A 1,894-nucleotide genomic window follows, 5' to 3' on the forward strand; every position below is an offset into this window, starting at 1 on the left:
TTGGAGATGACGCCCTTGTTGCCGTGCCGGCCGGCCAGCTTGTCGCCGTCGGTGATCTTGCGCTTCTGGGCCACGTAGACGCGGACCAGCTCGTTCACACCGGGAGGCAGCTCGTCGCCCTCCTCGCGGGAGAACACGCGAACGCCGATGACCTTGCCCTGCTCGCCGTGCGGCACCTTCAGCGAGGTGTCGCGGACTTCGCGGGCCTTCTCACCGAAGATCGCGCGCAGCAGCCGCTCCTCCGGCGTCAGCTCGGTCTCACCCTTCGGGGTGACCTTGCCGACCAGGATGTCACCGGGGACGACCTCGGCGCCGATGCGGATGATGCCGCGCTCGTCGAGGTCGGCCAGGACCTCCTCGGAGACGTTCGGGATGTCCCGGGTGATCTCCTCGGGGCCCAGCTTGGTGTCGCGGGCGTCGACCTCGTGCTCCTCGATGTGGATCGAGGAGAGCACGTCGTCCTGCACCAGTCGCTGGGACAGGATGATCGCGTCTTCGTAGTTGTGGCCCTCCCACGGCATGAACGCCACCAGGAGGTTCTTGCCCAGCGCCATCTCGCCCTTGTCGGTGCAGGGGCCGTCGGCGATGACCTGGTTGACCTCAACCCGGTCGCCCTCGGCGACGATGGGCTTCTGGTTGAACGAGGTGCCCTGGTTGGAGCGCTTGAACTTGGCGACACGGTAGGTGGTGCGCGTGCCGTCGTCGTTCATGACGGTGATGTAGTCGGCGGAGACCTCCTCGACCACACCGGCCTTCTCGGCGTTGATGACGTCGCCGGCGTCGGTCGCGGCACGGTATTCCATGCCGGTGCCGACCAGCGGCGACTCGCTCTTCAGCAGCGGCACGGACTGCCTCTGCATGTTGGAGCCCATGAGCGCGCGGTTGGCGTCGTCGTGCTCGAGGAAGGGGATCATCGCGGTGGCCACCGACACCATCTGGCGCGGCGACACGTCGATGTAGTCGACCTCCTCGGCCCGCATGAGCTCGGTCTCACCGCCCTTGGTGCGGACCAGGACGCGAGGCTCGGCGAAGGACCCGTCGGCGTTGATCACCGTGTTGGCCTGCGCCTTGACGTAGCGGTCTTCCTCGTCGGCGGTCAGGTAATCGATCTGCTCGGTGACCTTGCCGTCGACGACCTTGCGGTAGGGCGTCTCGACGAACCCGAAGGCGTTGATCCGGCCGTAGGAGGCCAGCGAGCCGATGAGGCCGATGTTGGGGCCTTCAGGGGTCTCGATCGGGCACATCCGGCCGTAGTGGGACGGGTGCACGTCACGGACCTCGAAGCCGGCCCGCTCACGGGACAGACCACCGGGGCCCAGCGCGGACAGACGCCGCTTGTGCGTCAGGCCGGCCAGCGGGTTGGTCTGGTCCATGAACTGCGACAGCTGCGAGGTGCCGAAGAACTCCTTGATCGACGCCACGACCGGGCGGATGTTGATCAGGGTCTGCGGCGTGATCGCCTCGACGTCCTGCGTGGTCATACGCTCGCGAACGACGCGCTCCATACGGGCCAGGCCCAGGCGGACCTGGTTCTGGATGAGCTCGCCGACACTGCGCAGACGACGGTTGCCGAAGTGGTCGATGTCGTCGACCTCGACGATGATCTCGCGGTCGTTGGCACCCGGCATCGACTCCTCGCCCGCGTGCAGGCGGACGATGTACTCGATCGTGGCGACGATGTCGTCCTCGGTCAGGGTGCCCTGCGAGATCTCCGAGTCGACCCCGAGCTTCTTGTTGATCTTGTAACGACCGACCTTGGCCAGGTCGTACCGCTTGGGGTTGAAATAGAGGTTCTCCAGCAGGGTCTGCGCCGACTCCTTGGTCGGCGGCTCACCCGGCCGCAGCTTGCGGTAGATGTCCAGCAGCGCGTCATCCTGGCCGGCCGTGTGGTCCT

Annotated in this window: 1 protein-coding gene; it reads right to left on the bottom strand. The window is 66.6% G+C overall.

Annotated features, from left to right (window positions below; translation table 11 throughout):
* Nucleotides 1-1,894, bottom strand: a 1,894-nt coding sequence (gene rpoB / locus ACWDX9_RS62825) for a DNA-directed RNA polymerase subunit beta (RefSeq protein ID WP_449973375.1), incomplete at both ends; no start/stop codon positions are given.

The organism is Nonomuraea sp. NPDC003201, assembly GCF_053590415.1.